16 protein-coding genes, 1 tRNA gene and 1 pseudogene are annotated in these 17,545 nt (G+C 62.3%); 8 read left to right on the forward strand and 10 right to left on the reverse strand.

The genetic code is table 11. From position 1 onward, the window contains the following. The 3 genes and pseudogenes from cyoB to cyoD all read left to right on the forward strand — a co-directional run bounded on the left by cyoB (position 1) and on the right by cyoD (position 2,973). The gene (gene cyoB, locus PQQ51_RS04995; RefSeq protein WP_408495296.1) at positions 1 to 1,983 is read left to right on the forward strand and encodes a cytochrome o ubiquinol oxidase subunit I; all 1,983 of its coding nucleotides are present in this window, start codon (positions 1 to 3) and stop codon (positions 1,981 to 1,983) included. Continuing rightward, a pseudogene (cyoC, locus tag PQQ51_RS05000) lies at positions 1,980 to 2,593 on the forward strand (cytochrome o ubiquinol oxidase subunit III). Before cyoB ends, cyoC begins: the two are co-directional and overlap by 4 nt. After that, complete coding sequence (gene cyoD, locus PQQ51_RS05005) at positions 2,590 to 2,973, forward strand: cytochrome o ubiquinol oxidase subunit IV (protein ID WP_408495298.1); 384 nt, start codon at positions 2,590 to 2,592, stop codon at positions 2,971 to 2,973. The pseudogene cyoC and the gene cyoD overlap by 4 nt, the downstream one beginning before the upstream one ends. 281 nt (positions 2,974 to 3,254) lie before the next feature. Here cyoD and PQQ51_RS05010 read toward each other — a convergent pair whose 3' ends face one another. Further along, on the reverse strand, positions 3,255 to 4,670 hold the full coding sequence (locus PQQ51_RS05010; protein WP_408495300.1) for an aminotransferase-like domain-containing protein: 1,416 nt from the start codon (positions 4,668 to 4,670) through the stop codon (positions 3,255 to 3,257). Between the two features lie 57 nt (positions 4,671 to 4,727). Beyond that, positions 4,728 to 5,507, reverse strand: a complete 780-nt coding sequence (locus PQQ51_RS05015) for a TraB/GumN family protein (protein WP_408495302.1) — start codon at positions 5,505 to 5,507, stop codon at positions 4,728 to 4,730. Positions 5,508 to 5,926: 419 nt separating this feature from the next. On the opposite strand from PQQ51_RS05015, the gene PQQ51_RS05020 reads away from it, so the two are divergent. Beyond that, positions 5,927 to 6,730, forward strand: a complete 804-nt coding sequence (locus PQQ51_RS05020) for a PTS sugar transporter subunit IIA (RefSeq protein ID WP_408495304.1) — start codon at positions 5,927 to 5,929, stop codon at positions 6,728 to 6,730. 24 nt (positions 6,731 to 6,754) lie between these two features. Here the strand turns inward: PQQ51_RS05020 and PQQ51_RS05025 are convergent, their stop codons facing one another. The 4 genes from PQQ51_RS05025 to PQQ51_RS05040 form a co-directional block, all read right to left on the reverse strand. Further along, entirely contained in the window at positions 6,755 to 7,390 is a 636-nt protein-coding gene (locus PQQ51_RS05025) for a riboflavin synthase (RefSeq protein WP_408495306.1), read from the reverse strand. Positions 7,391 to 7,405: 15 nt separating this feature from the next. Continuing rightward, positions 7,406 to 8,563 (reverse strand): bifunctional diaminohydroxyphosphoribosylaminopyrimidine deaminase/5-amino-6-(5-phosphoribosylamino)uracil reductase RibD, encoded by a 1,158-nt coding sequence (ribD, locus tag PQQ51_RS05030; RefSeq protein WP_408495308.1) that lies wholly within the window; start codon positions 8,561 to 8,563, stop codon positions 7,406 to 7,408. A 68-nt stretch (positions 8,564 to 8,631) separates the two neighbouring features. Beyond that, positions 8,632 to 9,915: a glutamate-1-semialdehyde 2,1-aminomutase gene (hemL, locus tag PQQ51_RS05035; RefSeq protein ID WP_408495310.1), complete on the reverse strand. Its 1,284-nt coding sequence runs from the start codon at positions 9,913 to 9,915 to the stop codon at positions 8,632 to 8,634. A gap of 174 nt (positions 9,916 to 10,089) precedes the next feature. Further along, positions 10,090 to 10,548, reverse strand: a complete 459-nt coding sequence (locus PQQ51_RS05040; protein WP_408495312.1) for a hypothetical protein — start codon at positions 10,546 to 10,548, stop codon at positions 10,090 to 10,092. 264 nt (positions 10,549 to 10,812) lie between these two features. On the opposite strand from PQQ51_RS05040, the gene PQQ51_RS05045 reads away from it, so the two are divergent. The 4 genes from PQQ51_RS05045 (at position 10,813) to PQQ51_RS05060 (ending at position 14,606) form a co-directional block, all read left to right on the forward strand. Beyond that, entirely contained in the window at positions 10,813 to 12,033 is a 1,221-nt protein-coding gene (locus tag PQQ51_RS05045) for a Bcr/CflA family multidrug efflux MFS transporter (protein WP_408495314.1), read from the forward strand. A gap of 121 nt (positions 12,034 to 12,154) precedes the next feature. Further along, positions 12,155 to 12,385, forward strand: a complete 231-nt coding sequence (locus tag PQQ51_RS05050) for a hypothetical protein (protein ID WP_408495316.1) — start codon at positions 12,155 to 12,157, stop codon at positions 12,383 to 12,385. A 153-nt stretch (positions 12,386 to 12,538) separates the two neighbouring features. Beyond that, on the forward strand, positions 12,539 to 13,702 hold the full coding sequence (locus PQQ51_RS05055; protein ID WP_408495318.1) for an acyltransferase family protein: 1,164 nt from the start codon (positions 12,539 to 12,541) through the stop codon (positions 13,700 to 13,702). Between the two features lie 4 nt (positions 13,703 to 13,706). Continuing rightward, positions 13,707 to 14,606, forward strand: a complete 900-nt coding sequence (locus tag PQQ51_RS05060; RefSeq protein ID WP_408495320.1) for an SGNH/GDSL hydrolase family protein — start codon at positions 13,707 to 13,709, stop codon at positions 14,604 to 14,606. Positions 14,607 to 14,694: 88 nt separating this feature from the next. Here PQQ51_RS05060 and PQQ51_RS05065 read toward each other — a convergent pair. The 4 genes from PQQ51_RS05065 to rph all read right to left on the reverse strand — a co-directional run bounded on the left by PQQ51_RS05065 (position 14,695) and on the right by rph (position 17,437). Further along, positions 14,695 to 14,784: transfer RNA gene (locus tag PQQ51_RS05065), tRNA-Ser, on the reverse strand. 55 nt (positions 14,785 to 14,839) lie between these two features. Further along, positions 14,840 to 16,069 (reverse strand): radical SAM family heme chaperone HemW, encoded by a 1,230-nt coding sequence (gene hemW / locus PQQ51_RS05070; RefSeq protein ID WP_408495322.1) that lies wholly within the window; start codon positions 16,067 to 16,069, stop codon positions 14,840 to 14,842. Continuing rightward, positions 16,066 to 16,704: an RdgB/HAM1 family non-canonical purine NTP pyrophosphatase gene (gene rdgB, locus PQQ51_RS05075; protein ID WP_408495324.1), complete on the reverse strand. Its 639-nt coding sequence runs from the start codon at positions 16,702 to 16,704 to the stop codon at positions 16,066 to 16,068. The genes hemW and rdgB overlap by 4 nt, the downstream gene beginning before the upstream one ends. Beyond that, positions 16,697 to 17,437 (reverse strand): ribonuclease PH, encoded by a 741-nt coding sequence (gene rph, locus PQQ51_RS05080; protein ID WP_408495326.1) that lies wholly within the window; start codon positions 17,435 to 17,437, stop codon positions 16,697 to 16,699. Before rph ends, rdgB begins: the two co-directional genes overlap by 8 nt. Between the last annotated feature and the right edge of the window lie 108 nt (positions 17,438 to 17,545).

Raw genomic sequence — 17,545 nt, forward strand, 5'->3', positions numbered from 1 at the left:
ATGTTTGGAAAACTTAATCTCGACGCTGTTCCGTATCACGAGCCCATCATCATGGGCACACTGGCAGTCGTAGCGGTCCTCGGCATCGCATTGCTGGCGGCAATCACCTTCAGCGGGAAATGGACCTATCTCTGGCGCGAATGGATCACCTCGGTGGACCATAAGCGAATCGGCGTGATGTACATCATTCTCGCCCTCGTCATGTTATTGCGCGGTTTTGCCGATGCGATCATGATGCGCGCGCAGCAGGCCGTCGCATCGGGTGACGCGGCAGGGTATCTTCCGCCGCACCACTACGATCAGATCTTCACGGCCCACGGCGTGATCATGATTTTCTTCGTGGCGACACCGCTCATTCTTGGACTGATGAACGTAGTGGTGCCGTTGCAAATCGGTGCTCGCGACGTGGCCTATCCGTTCGTCAATTCGCTTAGCTTCTGGTTGTCCGCCGTCGGTGCCGTGCTCGTGATGTTGTCGATGTTCGTGGGCGACTTCGCCGCGACAGGCTGGGTTGCGTATCCGCCGCTCTCCGAACTCGGATATAGCCCGACAGTGGGCGTCGACTATTACATCTGGTCATTGCAGATATCGGGTGTCGGCACGACGTTGACCGGCATCAACTTCATTGTGACGATCCTGCGTATGCGCGCGCCGGGTCTGAACCTGATGAAGATGCCGGTTTTTGTCTGGACCGCGCTCGTCACCAATGCATTGATTGTCGCCGTATTCCCGGTTCTGACCGGTACGTTGGCGTTATTGGCCGCGGATCGCTATCTCGGCATGCACTTCTTCACGAATGAGCTGGGCGGCAACGCGATGATGTACATCAACCTGATCTGGGTATGGGGACACCCGGAGGTGTACATCCTGATTCTTCCTGCGTTCGGGGCATTCTCGGAAATCATCTCGACATTTTCTGGCAAGCCGCTGTTCGGCTACAAGTCGATGGTGTACGCAACCGTTTCGATCGGAATACTGTCGTTCTTTGTCTGGCTCCACCATTTCTTCACGATGGGTTCGGGCGCGAACGTCAACGCGTTCTTCGGCATCATGACGTCGATTATTTCCATCCCGACCGGCGTCAAACTGTTTAACTGGCTGTTCACCATGTATCGCGGGCGAATCCGCTACCACACCTCGACGCTGTGGACGATCGGCTTCATGGTCACGTTCGCTGTGGGCGGCATGACGGGTGTTTTGCTGGCCGTGCCGGGCGCGGACTTTGTTCTGCACAACAGCCTCTTTCTGGTTGCGCACTTTCACAACGTGATCATCGGCGGCGTAGTGTTCGGTTGTCTCGCAGGGATCAGCTTCTGGTTTCCGAAAGTATTCGGTTTCACGCTCGACGAATTCTGGGGCAAGGTTTCCTTCTGGTGTTGGCTCATTGGCTATTGGCTGGCATTTACGCCGCTCTATATCCTCGGTTTCGAAGGAATGACACGGCGGATGAACCATTACGCGGTGCCTGAATGGCACAAATGGCTGGTCGTGGCGTTGATCGGCGCACTGTTCGTGGCCGCGGGTATTGCGTCGATGATCATCCAGATCGCCGTCAGTATTCGCAATCGCAACGCAAATCGCGACCACACTGGTGACCCGTGGAACGCTCGAAGCCTCGAATGGTCGACTGCATCGCCGGCACCCTTCTACAACTTTGCCCATGTACCGGTCATCACGTCGCTGGAACAGCACTGGGACAACAAGGAGGCCGGTATTGCCTACGTCGAGCCGGACAGCTACGAAGATATTCACATGCCGCGCAACACGGGCGCGGGCGTGATCGTCTCGGCTTTCAGCTTCCTGCTTTGTTTCGCGCTGGTCTGGCACATGTGGATCTTTGCGGCGGTTGGTCTGGTCGGGGCGGTTGTCACGTTTATCGTCCGAAGCTACGACCAGGATGTCGACTACTACGTACCGGCGGCCGAAGTCGCACGGATTGAAAGCGCGCGCTATGCGCAGTTGAACGAGGTGGCCACCGTATGAATGCACCGACTTATCGCGCGGTAGCGCATGCCGGCGCCGATCATGATTCCCACGACGACGGCACCAAAACCACCTTTGGCTTCTGGATTTACCTGATGAGCGACTGTCTCATCTTCGCGACCCTGTTTGCCACGTTTGGTGTGCTTGCCAATGCGACGGCCGGCGGCCCCGATGGACGGGCGCTTTTCGAAGTGCCTTATGTCCTCGGCGAAACCTTGTTGCTTCTGATCAGTAGCTTTACGTTCGGCATGGCCATGCTTTGCATGCAAAGTCGTCGGAACGGCAGTGTGATCGGCTGGCTTGCGGTGACGTTTGCGTTCGGCGCCGGCTTTATCGGCATGGAACTGGTGGAGTTTGCGAAGCTGATTCATGAAGGAGCGGGCCCGCATGTCAGCGCCTTTCTCTCCGCCTATTTCGTTCTGGTCGGTACTCACGGTTTGCACGTAAGCGCCGCCTTTTGTGGATCGCCGTGATGATGCATCAGGTCTACAAATTCGGCCTGACTGGCGTAACGCGTCGCCGGCTCGCCTGTCTGAGCATGTTCTGGCATTTCCTCGATCTGATCTGGATCTGCGTGTTCACCTTCATCTATCTGCGCAACTTCGTATGAAAAGCACTTCTCAGCAACAGGTGTCGCTCGACACAGCACATGGATCGTCCCACGGTAGCCTTCAGAGCTATGGGGTCGGCATGGCGTTATCGCTTATCCTGACACTCGCATCATTTGGTGTCGTGATGTTCGGCAAGCTTCCCCATGCTTATGGACTCGCGGCAATCGTCGTGTTGTGCGTCGTGCAACTCGTCGTGCAGTTGATCTTCTTTCTTCATATCGGCGCGTCACGCGACCAACGGGCCAACACCGGGGTGTTCGCCTGTACGGCATTCCTGATTGCGGTCATCGTGGGGCTGTCGTTGTGGGTCATGCACAACGCAAACGAGAACATGATGCCGACGCAGATGTCAGTCGACAGGGCGATGTCGAGAGATTAGGTTCCGAGGCGATCGCGGCTCTGGACGGCAATGCGCCGCAGGTTCGAACGCGTATCGCAGCGGGGCTCGATGCATGAGCGCCGAGCCCCATTCGGCGATTCGTATACCTGCGTTATCCCGGTTCGGTTCAACAGCGGCCGACAGTAGAAGGCGTGCCGCCGGCAAAGGTTCCGGCCGTTGCGACGTCGGCCTGATAGTAGCCGGAGAAGCGTTCGAACTGGCGCTTTGCATCTGCGGGGTCCGTGCCGTCTTTTTGCAGTCGCGGGGCTATCGTTGCCCGTTCATTCGCGAGCCTGTTCGAACAACGAGTGCAAAGTCTTGACGGCATGGGCGGTTCTGTCGTCGCATGGGTGGCCAAAATTCAGCCTGACGTAGTCCTGAAACACGTGGCGCGCCGAGAAGATGGGGCCCGGTGCAATGCTAACGCCGTGCTCGATCGCAAGACGGTGCAGTTTCATTGCGTCGACCCGCGACGGAAGTCGGAGCCACAGAAAATAGCCGCCGCCCGGTAACGTCCATTGCGAATCCCCGGGCATCCAGCGTCGTAGCAACGCATCCATGCCGGCAAGCTGGTTGCGCAATGCCGTGCGCAGTTTTCGTAGATGCTTGTCGTACCCGCCGTGCTGAAGGTAATCGGCTATACCTGCCTGAGCCGGAATGCTGGCCGATAGCGTGGTCATCAACTTCAGCCGCTGTACCTTGTGCGTGAAACGCCCGGCCGCTACCCAACCAATGCGATAGCCCGGCGCGAGCGTCTTCGAAAACGAACTGCAGTGCATCACGAGGCCTTTTTTGTCGAAGGCTATCGCGGGCTGCGGGGCAGTGGGGCCATGATGCAGTTCGCCATATACATCGTCCTCGATGAGCGGGACGTCATGTCGCTCCAGCAGTTCGACCAGCGCCTTCTTTTTCTCCAGCGACATCGCCGCGCCGGTCGGATTCTGAAAGTTGGTCATGAACCAGCAGGCCCGGATGGGCTGCCTGTCGAGGGCTTCCGACAACGCGTCCAGGTCGAGGCCCGAGACCGGGTCGACAGGAATCTCAACCGCTCTCAGGTCGAGCCGCTCAATCGCTTGCAATGCCGCATAGAAACCGGGCGACTCGACTGCCACGAGATCGCCTGGGCGCGTCACGGCCATCAGGCACAGGTTGAGCGCTTCCAACGCGCCATTGGTGACCACGATCTCTTCCATCGATTGCGCGATACCCATTCCCCTATAGCGTAAGGAAATCTGGCGGCGCAATTGCTCGTTTCCGGGCGGCAAATCCACGACCGTGCTCCACGGACCGATCAGACGACTGGCGTGGCCGAGCGACTTGGCGAGACGTTGCAGCGGAAACAGCAGCGGCGACGGAAATGCCGAGCCCAGCGGAACGATATCAGGATGTTTCGCGGCATCGAGTACCGAAAAAACAAGGTCGCTAATCTCGACTTTGGCGGCCTCGACTGCCACGGAGGGACGCGGGCTTGTTTGCCGATCGAGCGCGGCGCCCGGCGCGACGTAGTATCCGGAGCGCTCGCGCGCCCGGATCAGGCCCATTTCTTCAAGCAGGTAGTAGGCGCGGAATACGGTGGACTGGCTGACGCTGTGCTGGGTGGTCAGTTGTCGCAGCGAGGGCATCCGGGAGCCCACCGGGCGGCGGCCCGAGCGAATTTCGTCGGCCATGGTATGGGCGAGCAGTTCAAATCGTTTCATTCAACCGCCGTTGTCGACCCGGGCGAATACCGTCACGCAATGGTGTCTGTAAAGTGATTAAGCGAGGTGCCAGGCTCGGGGACGCAAACACAGCCCATGCTTCGACAGGAGTCGCGGCAATCCGATCGGACCGACTGTGTGGAGCGCGCCGACCACGATAAGTCGACGCTCCTGATCGCCGGCCATTCGGACTATGGTTGGTACCCAATTCCTGTTTCGCTGATCGATCAGAATTTCAGACATTGCCGGCCACCGCCGACGGTTGTCCGCCAACGCGGCGTCGAACGGCAAGGTATTACCGTGCATCCAGGCGCGCACTCGCGAAGACAACGCGGAAAGACCGAGATCGCCGTTGACGAAGTACTCCAACATGGAGGCCTGTTCTGCAATCGGCGACGATGTCAATGCAGTGGTCTGAGCTTCAATTGTCTCAAGCGCCCCACGACGCTTTGCGTCGCGAGCAGCACGATCCCAAAGAACCCGATCTATGCCTCGTTCGATCACATAGCCGTTCTTTGCCGCTTGGTTCAGGTGAAGGATCAGCGCCGCCGCACCGGGCTTGAATCGCGGAAGATGGGTGACGGGAAGTCCTAGCCGCCGCCAATGCGAATGAGCCCGCGCATACGTCACGTCGGTCACACATTCTTTGAGTGTCGTGTCATTCGACAGCAAGAGGGGCGCGGAGTCGGGAGGTGTCGACAACTCCGCTTCGAATACGATATGACGGGAGGTTCTGAATGCCTCTACGGCAGTGGTCGGTAACCGAAGCGGATCAAGGTTGGTGAAGTGAACCGAACCCAGAATATGCGTCTCGGAGCCTTCAATCTTCCAGAGCATTGGAACATCCCTACAAGCGTTGAGAACAGAGTTTCACCGTTGTCGCTCAATGCCGCCATCACTGGACTCAAGTTTTTCATCCGATCTGATGACCCGGATGCGGCCTGTGCGAGTGCCCCGAATGCTACCAGTTGTGCGCAGCACGGAGGATGTGGACCGGCTCATTACCGCCGACAGGCTGGAGCACGGGAGCGTCGTCAGTCGATTATGTGGAGCGAGGCATCGGGACGACCCGTCGGGATCAGGTTAGCGACCGGCAGCGACTTTTTACGCCAAGTTAATGGCGATCCGGCTAACCTGATAGCAGATAACGCACAGGGGCCGCTATGACTCGCGCGCTGGTTGGTCTACGGACTTTTTTCGGACTGGGTAAAACTCCGCCCCATGGCCGGTCGCGGAGCGCGGCCGGCCGCAATGTGATGATGCGCATCACCGTGGACGCCCAGCACGCCACGCCGTTGCGCCAGGCGCTGATCCGGGACTGCGGTGGTCAGCAATGGACCATTCGCGTCACGCCGCTACACGGAACCGGCCGTGTGCGGCTATCGCTCTATCTGCCGAAGGAAGCGGTCAACGGGGCGATTCAGCGGCTCGCCCATCTGGCGCCGACAGCCGAGATGGGGCGGCTGCTTGAAATCCCCGACGCGCCGACGGACGCCTGGCGGGACCTGATGAATGGCGAGACGCTGCCGCGCGCCGACTTACCCATTGAGCGTGTTGAAACGGCCGAAAAAGGAGGCACCCTTGCGCAACTGCTTTCACCGCAGCATGTTCTGCTTGGTCTGGACGCGGTTGACCGGGAGACACTTTTCGCGCAGTTCGGCCGCTTCTTCGAACAACACCATGGGTTATCGGCAACGAGCGTGACCGAAGGGCTCACGGCACGTGAAGCACTGGGCTCGACTGGACTCGGCCAAGGCGTGGCCGTCCCGCACGGTCAGATACGAGCGCTGCGTCACGCCATGGCTTTTTACGTTCGCCCCGTGATACCGATTCCGTTCGATGCACCGGATGGCAAACCGGTGAGCGATGTGGTGGTTCTGCTCGTTCCGGAATGGGCAAACAGCACGCATCTACGGTTACTGGCCGATGTGGCCCAGCGCTTTTGCGACCACGAGTTTCGTGAACTGCTGCATGGCTGTCTCGATGCGGGTGCCGTGTGCCAGTTGTTCTCGAGCTATGAGGAAGCGGATCGCACGGAGCGCGGCGCTTCGCATCGGTAGACGGTCGCCTGGCGAGAAACCGAGTTACTTCAAGGGCTTATCGCCGTCCTGATTCGCGCTGAGCATCCGCTCCACGTACCGCGCAATCAGATCGATCTCGAGATTCACCTTCGACCCCTCACGCAGATTCTTCAGCGACGTCACCTGCACCGTGTGCGGAATCAGATTGATCGAGAATTCGCAGCCATCGGCGCGATCGGCGATCGAGTTGACCGTCAGGCTCACGCCGTTGACCGTAATCGACCCTTTGAATGCCAGATAGCGGCCGATCTCGCGCGGCGCCAGCACACGCAACTCATGCGACTCACCGACCGGCGCGAAATGCGTGACCGTGCCGAGGCCGTCCACGTGACCGGAAACGATATGGCCGCCGAGCCGGTCGTGCGCGCGCAGCGCTTTCTCGAGGTTGACGTCGCCCGGCTCGCCAAGACCGACCGTGCAGTTCAGGCTTTCCCGCGATACGTCCACGTCGAACGAACGCGCGGTTTTCTCCACCACCGTCATGCAGGCGCCCTGGATCGTGATGCTGTCGCCGAGCTGCACGTCTTCGAGGTCGAGGCCGCCGGCTTCGACATGCAGGCGTACGCCCGCGTCGCCATCGGTGCCGAGGGGTTTGACCGATTCAATGCGGCCCACTGCCGCGACGATTCCTGTAAACATCGTGCTAATCCTTGATCAATTCGAAGTAGGTTGGGGAGCGGGCTCGGCGTCGGTAGCCGGTGCGCTACGCGGCACGAAGCGCGCGAGAATGCGCAGATCTTCGCCGATCCGGTCGGCCGAGTGGAAGCTCAGTTGCACGCGCTCGTCGAGCGTTGCCGGCGCGGCGAGACTGAACATGCTCATCGAATCCATGCCGAGCAGGCTCGGCGCGAGATAGACCAGCAGCTCGTCCACGCAGCCTTCGCGCAGCAGCGAGCCGTTCAGCTTGTAACCCGCTTCCACATGCAATTCGTTGACGTTGCGCTCGCCGAGAATCTTCAGCATCGCGGGCAGATCGACCTTGCCGGAAGCGTTGGCCAGTTGCACGATCTCCGCGCCGCGATCGCGCAGCGCGCTGGCGCGTTCGGTATGGCGCTCATCCAGATTGCCGCAGAAGATCAGCGTGGGCGCGCCGGCGAGTATCTGCGCGTCGGGCGGCACGTCGAGCTGACTGTCGATCAGCACGCGTTGCGGCTGGCGCGGCGTGTCGATCGCGCGCACGGTCATGCGCGGATTGTCTTCGCGCACCGTGCCGATGCCGGTCAGGATCGCCGAGGCCCGCGCGCGCCACGCGTGACCGTCGGCGCGCGCGGCCTCGCCGGTGATCCACTGACTGACGCCGGAAGGCAAACCGGTACGGCCATCCAGCGAGGCCGCCACTTTCATGCGTACCCAAGGCCGGCCGCGCGTCATGCGCGACACGAAGCCGATGTTCAGTTCATGCGCTTCGTTCGCGAGCAATCCGCAGCGCACTTCGATGCCCGCGTCGCGCAGCATCTTCAGACCACGGCCGGAGACCTGCGGATTCGGATCTTCCATCGCCGCGACCACGCGTTCGACGTGCGCGTCGATCAACGCGTTCGCGCACGGCGGCGTGCGCCCGAAATGGCTGCACGGTTCGAGCGTCACATAAGCGGTCGCGCCGCGCAGATCGTGGCCGCGCGAGCGCGCGTCTTTCAACGCGCGAACTTCGGCGTGGTCCTGGCCGGCGGGTTGCGTGAAGCCTTCGCCGATCACCTCGCCGTTCTTGACGAGCACGCAGCCGACGCGCGGGTTCGGGTCGGTGGTGTACATGCCGCGCCTGGCCAACGCGAGCGCGCGTTCCATATGGACGAAGTCGGTTTGCGAAAACATCGGTGTCCGGTCGGGTGGTTGAGCTTCGTGTTCGTCGTGTCTGTGTTCGTGTTCGGATTCGCCGGGGCTCAGGCCGCGAGCGACGCGAACGCGCCACGTGCGGCGTCGAGCGTGGCGTCGATGATCGAGTCGTCGTGCGCGCTCGAAACGAAGCCGGCTTCATACGCCGACGGCGCGAAGTACACGCCCGCGTCGAGCATCTTGTGGAAGAACGCGTTGAAGCGCGGCACGTCACTCTTCGTGACTTCGGCAAAACTGGTCGGGATCGACTCCGTGAAATACAGGCCGAACATGCCGCCAAGCGAATCGGCCGAGAACGGCACCTTCGCTTCGCGTGCGACGTCGGCGAGACCTTGCGCGAGACGCGCGGTGCGCGCGGCGAGCGTGTCGTAGAAGCCGGGCGCCTGGATCAACTGCAGCGTTTTCAGGCCCGCGGCGACCGCGATCGGATTGCCCGACAGCGTGCCCGCCTGATAGACGCCGCCGAGCGGCGCGAGATGAGCCATGATGTCGCGCCGGCCGCCGAAGGCCGCCGCCGGCATCCCGCCGCCGATCACCTTGCCGAGGCAGGTGAGGTCAGGCGTGATCCCGTAGACCTGTTGCGCGCCACCGAGTGCTACGCGGAAGCCGCACATCACTTCGTCGAAAATCAGCACCGAGCCGTACTCGGTGCACAGGCGCCGCAACGCTTGCAGGAACTCGGGCGTGGCGCGCACGAGGTTCATGTTGCCCGCCACCGGCTCGACGATCACCGAGGCGATCTCATTGCCGAACGCCTTGAACGCTTCTTCGAGTTCGGCGACGTTGTTGTATTCGAGCACGGTGGTGTGTTTCGCGATGTCCGCCGGCACGCCCGCGGAGGTCGGATTGCCGAAGGTCAGGAGACCCGAGCCGGCCTTGACGAGCAGGCTGTCCGCGTGGCCGTGATAACAGCCCTCGAACTTGACGATGCGGCTGCGGTTCGTGAAGCCACGCGCGAGACGCAGCGCGCTCATGGTCGCCTCGGTGCCGCTCGACACCATCCGCACCTGTTCGATCGACGGCACCAGCTTGCAGATTTCCTCGGCGATTTCCACTTCGGACTCGGTCGGTGCACCGAAGGAGAAGCCGTTGGCGAGCACGCGTTGCACGGCTTCCAGTACTTCGGGGTGCACGTGGCCGAGGATCATCGGACCCCACGAGCCGATGTAGTCGATGTAGCGCTGGCCGTCGGCGTCCCAGAAGTAGGCGCCTTCTGCGCGTTCGATGAAGCGCGGCGTGCCGCCTACCGAGCGGAACGCGCGCACGGGCGAGTTCACGCCGCCGGGAATGGTTTGCTGGGCGCGGTCGAACAGGATCTGGTTTCTGGACATGGTGTCTGGCTGGAACGGGTTGCGCAGCGGCACGAGCGGCGACGGGCAGATGGACTGCCCACGGTGCGGCGCGTGCGGCGCTGGGGAAGGTGGAGAAATTGTACCGGAGTCGGCGTGATGAGGTTTTGGGCCTGGTTGGGCCTGGCAGGCCTTGTGCATGGCCCGGGCGATGCTTCAGATGCCGCGCGGCGGTTTGCGCTTGCCGGTCAATTCGGCCCAGCGCTTTTCCAGCGCGCCCTCGGCGATCGGTTTGATCACTGTGCCGGAGCTCTGCGCATCCCATGTCTGCACGGAAAACGGATGCGTGCGCAACGCGTCGCGTGAAATGACGACGCCTTCGTGCGCATCCACCACCCAGTCGTAGACGAAGTCGATGCACAGCCGATAGCCGCGTTTGGTCGCCGCGTCGGGTACTTCGTAGGGCGCCCGCGTCACGTAGCCCGAGCCGAAGATGCCCTTCGGCTCCTGCGCGACCCGATGCAGAAACACGCGGTCGCCCGGCAGGATGCTGCGGGCGAATCCGCAGCCCCAGACATCCGCGACGGCGACACCCGCGGCAACGCGTTTCGCCACGTCGGGCAGCTCGGGCCACGGCCATTTCCTGGGGCTCCAGATCAGCAGAAAGGCGGTCATCGGATTGTTGGAATCGACAGATTGAAGAGGCGCCGCCGACGCTTTCGCGTCTCACCGGCGGCGTTCACGCGGCAGCTTAACTGATCGCGAGTACGCTTGCCTCAGCGCTCGCGTGCCATGCTCCGGTGGCTTCCGGTAAGGCGGACGCGCTGACGATCACATTACCCGTCGCGTACAATCGGGGCTGTTCACGCGCTGAAGGTTGGCCGTTTTCTCTGTGTCATCCCGTTTCGTTGCCAATCGCGGCGCTTCATCTGGATTCCCATGTCTCACGTCGCCAGTCGCCGGCCCGATGGCCGGCTGATCCTGTTGCTCGGCGCGCTTGCCGCGTGCGGGCCGATTTCCATCGACATGTATCTGCCGAGCCTGCCGACCATCGCGCAGGCCTTCGCGATCAGCACCGGCGCGGCGCAAACCACGCTGACCAGCTTCATGTTCGGCTTCTCGTTCGGCATGCTGTTGTATGGGCCGCTATCGGATACCTATGGCCGCCGGCCGGTGCTGCTGGGCGGCATCGTCATGTATACGCTGGCCACCATCGCGTGCGCACTGTCGTTCTCGATCGGTTCGCTGGTGATATTCCGCTTCGTGCAGGCGCTTGGCGCGGGTGCAGCCTCCGTGCTGGCGCGCGCGATCGCCCGCGATGCGCACGGCCCGACCGATGCCGCCCGCGTGCTGTCGATGCTGGCGATCGTGACGTCGATCGGTCCGCTGCTCGCGCCGCTGATCGGCGGACAGTTGCTGCTGCTCGGCGGCTGGCGTGTGGTGTTCGTCGCGTTGACGCTGTTCGGCGCCGTGTGCGCGGCCACCGCGTATCTGAAGGTGCCGGAAACGTGGCCGCGCGAGAAGCGGGCCGAGTCGGCGCTGTTCCGGTCGTTCGGCGCTTACGGCAAGCTGCTGCGCGATCCGGTCGCGTGGGGGCACATGCTGTGCGGCGGGATGGCGTTCGCGTCGATGTTCGCGTACATCACCGCGACGCCGTTCGTGTACATCGAATACTTCCATGTGCCTGCGCAGCATTACGGGTTTCTGTTTGCGCTGAACATCGTCGGCATCATGTTCGGCAACTTCATGAATACGCGACTCGTCGGGCGGCTCGGCTCGCTGCCGATCATTTCGTTCGCGGCCACCGTCAGTTGCGTGGCTTCGCTGTTCGTCTGTCTCGTGTCGTTGACCGGCTGGGGCGGCTTGTGGTCGATCGTCGCGGGCCTGTTTTTCGTCGTGGGCGTGGTGGGGTTGTTGTCCGCGAATTGCACGACCGATCTGATGCACCGCTATCCGATGAACGCCGGCGCCGCAGCCGCTGTGTTCGGCGCGATGCAGCTCGCGCTGGGCGCATTGTCGAGTCTCGCGGTCGGACTGTGGGAAGGGACTTCGCCGACGGGGATGGGCGTGGTTGTCGGCGTGGCGGGCACGTTGTGTTATGTCGGACGAATTCTTATCGTCAGATGGCGTGACATCGAGGTGCCGGTTGCGGCGGTGTGATCACACAGCGGCGGCACGCAGCGGCGGCGTCTACGGAAAACACCAGGTGTTGCGTGCGCGCTACCGTGCGTTTGAATTTGCATTGCTATGATGGGAGCCACTGTTCCTCGGAGCGGCAACCATGGCGATCAGAGACCTGATGAACGGCGAGCGGCAACATGCGGCTTTCGTCGAAGCGCAGAAGCTGGCCGATAGCGGCGCTTATCACGATTACACGGATATCGAGTACGTGTTGCGCTTTGATTATGGTTTGACCGATGTATCGGCGCTGCTCGACAGCCAGTTGATGCATCGCGACCTGAATCGCCGGTGCGCGGATGCACGCGAGAAGCTGGACGTGCTTAGCGTGTGATGATAGCTGGCGATTTCGATGGCAATCGCATGACAAAGGTTGGCCAGGACACAGACCCGTCGGCGAAACCTCATAACAATCGAGTCTTCTCGCCGGCATCGGCGCGCGCATCTTCGCGCGCCGATGCCGCGAGTATGACGACGGGGAGGCTCGATGGATCGCGATGGGCGCTATGCACAACTCGACGCATTGCGTGGCGTTGCCGCTCTGACCGTGGTGCTCTCGCATTTCACGTTGCTGGCTCCGTTGCTGGGTCTGCGCCATACGCCATTGAGACTGTTTTGCGGCGGCCATGAAGCCGTGATCCTGTTTTTCGCGTTGAGCGGCTTCGTGCTGACGCTGCAAATCGACGGCGCTCGCCAACCCGGCTACGGCGAGTACGCGATCCGGCGCATCTGCCGCATCTATTTGCCGTATGCGGGCGCGATTGCGTTTGCGTACGCGTGCTACGTGTTCACGTATGGCGGGACCGTCGACTGGGCGGGACCGTGGTTCAACGGCGGCTGGCAGCCGACGCTCGCCGGCGTCGACCTGGTTCGTCATGTGCTGTTCGTGCTTCCGTTTCAATCGGACCGGCTCGATCCCGTGGTGTGGTCGCTCGTGTACGAAATGCGCATTTCGTTGATCTTCATGCCGATTGTCGTGGTTATGCGTTATTTGCCGACGTGGTGTTCGCTGTTCGGCGCCGCCGCAATTTCGCTCGCGGTGGGTGTTCATGCGATGTGGACCGCTCATCCGGTCATTCAGGCCAGCGTGTCGGCCGAATGGTTGCCGACGCTGCATTATCTGTTGATGTTCGTGGCGGGCGGCGCGTTGGCGAAACATCGGCGCGAGATTGCCGCACGGTTGAGCGGGACGCCGGCGGCGGGCCGCCTCGGCTTCGTCGTGCTCGGCGGCTCGTTGCTGCTATATGCGGCGGCACGGCCGATGTCTTTCGTCGTGTCCGGCGTGCTCAGCGACTATCTGTTCGACTGGTTCGTGTTGCTCGCGGTGTGCGGGATCATTGCGTCGGCGGTGTCGGTCGCTTCGTTCGCGCGCCTGCTGCTCGTCTGGCCGTTGCCGTTTCTCGGCAAAATCTCGTACAGCCTGTATCTGTTTCACGCCGTCGTGCTGCTGGCTGTCGTTCATGTTTCCGCGACTTCGCTTGGGGCCACGTGGTCGCTGATTCTCGCTGCCTTGATGATCGTGCCGGTCAGTTATCTGGGGTATGTGTGCCTGGAGCGTCCGGGGATATCACTCGGCGGCCTGCTCGCGCGAAAGCTGGCAAGCGGCCGCACGCCGACGCAACGCGCGGCTCCCATCGACGCATCGCGTTGAGATCATGAGCGCGCGCTATTCACGCTGGTTCGCGCTGCTGCTAACTGTGTCGACGATTGGCGTTCTGCAGACATCGTCGGCGCAGGCCGGTTCGCCGAACCAGCCCATCGACGCATGGGGCGATTCGCTGACCACCGGCACGCCTGGTATCGGTGGTTTGCCTGGCACATGGCCTTATCAACTGGCCGCATTGCTTGACGGCCGTGTTGTGCGGAATTTCGGCGTGTCGGGGCAGACATCGGATTCGATCGCGGCGCGCGAGGGCGCGCTGGTGCCGCGCTTGCGGGTGGCGGGTAACCGGTTGCCGGCTGCGGGAAGCGTTGCGGTCACGTTGACGAACGACGTGTCGATTCCCGGTGCGGGGATTGGCGAGGTGCATGGCGGCTTGCTCGGCACGCCGGGCAAGCTGGCCTACGCACCGACGGGCGGCCATGTTTTCGTGCGGGATACAGAGGGGGCGTCAGTGACTGTGCCGCCCGACAGTCCATTTCTGGTGGACGACTATCGTCACGACATCAACGTGTTCTGGGCCGGCCGCAACGATGTCAACACGGAACGGACCGGCATGACCGTGAGCAATATCGAACAGATGGCCGCGCATGTCGGACACGAGCGCTTTATCGTGCTGGCGATTTTGAACGGGGCGGGCGAGGGCAGGGGCACGGCGAAGTACGACACGGTGGTGGCGCTGAACCGGCAACTGGCAGCGCGCTTTCCAAATAATTTCGTCGATGTGCGCGCGGCGCTGGTGGCGAGCGCCAATGCGTCGATGGCGGACCAGGCCGATCGTTCCGCCGATGTCGTGCCGGGGTCGTTGCGTGTGGATAACCAGCATTTGAGCGCGGGCGGGTATCGGATTGTCGCGCAGCAGGTTGCGGGGTTTGTTCGACGGCGGGGGTGGTGAGGGAGCGGCCTTCCGTTAGCAGACACCCGCGACATCGGCCATGCAGAAACGAAAAACGGGCCGAGCGGCCCGTTTTCATTAAATACCTTGGCGGAGGCGGTGAGATTCGAACTCACGGAAGGATCACTCCTTCGCCGGTTTTCAAGACCGGTGCCTTAAACCACTCGGCCACACCTCCAAGCCCTAAATTGTAACCTGAAAAAACCTCACTGCGGCGCCCGGTCGAGTCGCAATCACTGCGGATCCTTCAGAAACAGCGCTTGCAGATCATTCAGGAACGCCTGGCCAAGCGGCGTCGGCGCGATTTTTTCATGGTCGCGCGTGATCAGCTTGCGTCGTTCCGCTTCCTGCAACGCCGGCTCGATCGACGTCATCGAAAGCCCCGTTCGTTCGATGAACCGGTACACCGGAAAGCCTTCCACCAGACGCAGCGCGTTGAGCATGAATTCGAACGGCAGATCGCGCGGCCCGACTTCGTGCTCTTCCTGCACGGCCGTGCCCGCTTTAGCCTGCTCGATGAACGTAGTGGGATGCTTGTAGCGCACCTGACGCAGCACGCGGTTCGGAAACGACAGCTTGGTATGCGCGCCCGCGCCGATGCCGAGATAATCGCCGAAACGCCAGTAGTTCAGATTGTGTTTGCTCTGCCGATGCGGTTGCGCATAAGCGGACACCTCGTAGCGACCGTAACCGGCCGCCGTCGTGCGTTCGTGAATCCAGTCCTGCATATCGGCGGATGCGTCGTCGTCGGGTAGCGCAGGCGGGAATTTCGCAAACAGCGTGTTCGGTTCGAGCGTCAGGTGGTACAGCGACAGATGCGGCGGCGCGTACGACAACGCCGTCTCGATGTCGGCCTGGCATTGCGCGAGCGTCTGCCCGGGCAACGCGAACATCAGATCGAGATTGAAGTTGTCGAAGGTGCCGGCGGCCACGTCGACCGCGTGACGCGCCTGCGTCGAATCGTGAATCCGGCCGAGCGCTTTCAGATGTGCTTCGTCGAAACTCTGAATGCCGACCGACAACCGGTTCACACCGCTCGCACGAAACTGCGCGAACTTCGCGGCTTCGAACGTGCCGGGGTTGGCCTCGAGCGTGATCTCCGCGTCGGCGTCGAGCGGCAGCAGCGCGCGAATGTCGGACAGCATGCGATCCAGTCCCGCCGCCGACAGCAAACTCGGCGTGCCGCCGCCGATGAACACCGTATGCACCTGACGCCCCCACACGAGCGGCAGCGCCATCTCGAGATCGGCACGCAACGCATCGAGATAGTCGTTCTCGGGAAAGCTGTCGCCCTTCCACTCGTGCGAATTGAAATCGCAATACGGGCACTTGCGCACGCACCACGGAAAATGCACGTACAAGGCGAGCGGCGGCAACGACGTCAGACGAATGCTGCCCGGCGACGTAAAGGCCTTGATCACGCCGTTGCCGATGTCGGCCGGCGCCGGCTTGATCGGAATCACGCTTCCTCCGTCAAACGCGCTAACAGTTGACGCAACGCAATCGCGCGATGGCTGCTGGCGTTCTTCACGGCCGGCTCCAGTTCCGCGGCGCTCGCGTTCAGCGTCGGCAAAAAGAAGTGCGGGTCGTAGCCGAAGCCATGTGCGCCGCGCGGCGCATCGACAATCTCGCCGTGCCAACGGCCCTCGGCGATCAGCGGTTCGGGATCGTCGGCGTGGCGCACCAGCGCGAGCACACAGAAGTAATACGCGCGGCGGTCGGCTTCGCCTTGCAAAGCCGCGACGAGGCGGGCGTTGTTCGCCGCGTCGCTTTTCTCGCCGCCGGCGAGCTGCGCATAGCGTGCCGAGTAGACGCCCGGCGCGCCGCGCAACGCGCGCACGCAGAGGCCCGAATCGTCGGCGAGCGCGGGCAGGCCGGTGAGTCTGGCCGCGTGACGCGCCTTGGTCAGCGCGTTCTCGACGAACGTCGGATACGGCTCTTCGGCCTCCGGCACGTTCAACGCGCCCTGCGCAATCAGTTCGATGCCGGCCGCGCCGAGCAGCGCAGCGAATTCACGCAGCTTGCCCGCGTTGTTCGACGCCAGCACGATCTTCTTCAACGGCGCGCCGGACGCACCGCGGTCGCCAAGCTCACTCACCCTTGAGCTCCAAAGCCGCTTTCTGCTTCGCGATCAGCGTGTTGATGCCGCCGCTCGCGAGATCGAGCAGCGCATTCATTTCGTCGCGCGAGAACGGCACGCCTTCCGCAGTGCCCTGAATTTCGACGAAGCCGCCCGAGCCCGTCATCACGACGTTCATGTCGGTGTCGCACTGCGAGTCTTCGTCGTAGTCGAGATCGAGCACCGGCAGGCCGTCGTACACGCCGACCGAAATCGCCGCGACGTAATCGGTGATCGGCGAGCTTTCGATGCGGCCCGTGGCCAGCAGTTTGGCGACCGCGTCATGCGCGGCGACGAATGCGCCGGTGATACTCGCGGTACGCGTGCCGCCGTCGGCCTGGATCACGTCGCAATCGATATGCAGCGTGCGCGCGCCGAGCTTCTCGAGATCGAACACCGAGCGCAGCGCGCGGCCGATCAGACGCTGGATTTCCTGAGTGCGTCCGGTCTGTTTGCCGCGCGCCGCTTCGCGATCGCTGCGCGTATGGGTCGCGCGCGGCAGCATTCCGTATTCGGCAGTCAGCCAGCCCTGGCCGCGGTCGCGCAGGAACGACGGCACGCTTTCGGCGATGCTCGCCGTACAGATGACTTTGGTGTCGCCGAATTCGACCAGCACCGAGCCCTCCGCGTGCTTCGTGTAGTGGCGCGTGATGCGCACGTCGCGCAGCTGATTGGCCGGGCGGCCGCTGGGGCGTTGGGTGGTGTCGGTCATGTTGGGATAGGTGTCGAAGAAAGCAGAGGGAAAGCGCGATTTTACCGCCGTTCCCGCGGGGCGCACATTCGTGCGGCCGGCCGCATCCGCCGGGGCTCGCCAACGGGT

Source organism: Paraburkholderia xenovorans (assembly GCF_046030735.1).
In the GTDB taxonomy this organism is placed as follows: Bacteria; Pseudomonadota; Gammaproteobacteria; order Burkholderiales; family Burkholderiaceae; genus Paraburkholderia; species Paraburkholderia xenovorans_A.

What these genes read in the sequence shown, in the direction of transcription:
- PQQ51_RS05060 (WP_408495320.1), top strand. Translation starts at nt 13,707, where the DNA reads ATGAGCGCGCGCTATTCACGCTGGTTCGCGCTGCTGCTAACTGTGTCG.
- PQQ51_RS05040 (WP_408495312.1), bottom strand. Translation starts at nt 10,548, where the DNA reads ATGACCGCCTTTCTGCTGATCTGGAGCCCCAGGAAATGGCCGTGGCCC.
- PQQ51_RS05050 (WP_408495316.1), top strand. Translation starts at nt 12,155, where the DNA reads ATGGCGATCAGAGACCTGATGAACGGCGAGCGGCAACATGCGGCTTTC.
- PQQ51_RS05025 (WP_408495306.1), bottom strand. Translation starts at nt 7,390, where the DNA reads ATGTTTACAGGAATCGTCGCGGCAGTGGGCCGCATTGAATCGGTCAAA.
- cyoD (WP_408495298.1), top strand. Translation starts at nt 2,590, where the DNA reads ATGAAAAGCACTTCTCAGCAACAGGTGTCGCTCGACACAGCACATGGA.
- PQQ51_RS05010 (WP_408495300.1), bottom strand. Translation starts at nt 4,670, where the DNA reads ATGAAACGATTTGAACTGCTCGCCCATACCATGGCCGACGAAATTCGC.
- PQQ51_RS05045 (WP_408495314.1), top strand. Translation starts at nt 10,813, where the DNA reads ATGTCTCACGTCGCCAGTCGCCGGCCCGATGGCCGGCTGATCCTGTTG.
- ribD (WP_408495308.1), bottom strand. Translation starts at nt 8,563, where the DNA reads ATGTTTTCGCAAACCGACTTCGTCCATATGGAACGCGCGCTCGCGTTG.
- PQQ51_RS05015 (WP_408495302.1), bottom strand. Translation starts at nt 5,507, where the DNA reads ATGCTCTGGAAGATTGAAGGCTCCGAGACGCATATTCTGGGTTCGGTT.
- PQQ51_RS05055 (WP_408495318.1), top strand. Translation starts at nt 12,539, where the DNA reads ATGGATCGCGATGGGCGCTATGCACAACTCGACGCATTGCGTGGCGTT.
- rph (WP_408495326.1), bottom strand. Translation starts at nt 17,437, where the DNA reads ATGACCGACACCACCCAACGCCCCAGCGGCCGCCCGGCCAATCAGCTG.
- hemL (WP_408495310.1), bottom strand. Translation starts at nt 9,915, where the DNA reads ATGTCCAGAAACCAGATCCTGTTCGACCGCGCCCAGCAAACCATTCCC.
- PQQ51_RS05020 (WP_408495304.1), top strand. Translation starts at nt 5,927, where the DNA reads ATGATGCGCATCACCGTGGACGCCCAGCACGCCACGCCGTTGCGCCAG.
- cyoB (WP_408495296.1), top strand. Translation starts at nt 1, where the DNA reads ATGTTTGGAAAACTTAATCTCGACGCTGTTCCGTATCACGAGCCCATC.